At 69.2% G+C, this 439-nt stretch carries 1 pseudogene; it reads right to left on the bottom strand.

Going from position 1 to position 439, the window contains the following annotated elements:
- Positions 1-439 (bottom strand): annotated as a pseudogene (locus GWG65_RS40330) (sensor histidine kinase); the annotation flags it as partial.

Raw genomic sequence — 439 nt, forward strand, 5'->3', positions numbered from 1 at the left:
CCCCGACCGCATAGAAACGTCCGGAGCCTTGGGCGATGGTCTGGCGGAAATAGGGACGGAAACCGTAGTTGTGGCCCACGTAGCTGGTCGGCAGGTTCCAGTTGCTCGCCGCCACGGCCAGCCCGGTACGGTCGAGCAGCTCCAGGGTGGAGGAGCGGGCGGCCAGGTTGATGCTTTCCAGCTTGAGGTTGAGGCGCTGCTGCAACTCGCCGTCGATCGGCCCGGCCAGCGCCGCGCGCAGGTCCGGATCCAGCGCCAGTACCGCCGGCAGGCTGCGGAAGCGTTCGATCAGGGTCTGCAGCGAGCCGGCGTAGAGGTCCAGCTGCTTGCGCACCTGTTCGCCCTCGGCGCGTAGCGCCTGCTGCCGCGCCTGGCGACCCGCCCAGTCCATGGACAGCAGCAGGCCGCCGAGCAGCGGCAGCAACAGCAGGAACAGGCG

This window comes from Bradyrhizobium sp. CSA207, from assembly GCF_029051685.1.
Classification (GTDB): Bacteria; Pseudomonadota; Alphaproteobacteria; order Rhizobiales; family Xanthobacteraceae; genus Bradyrhizobium.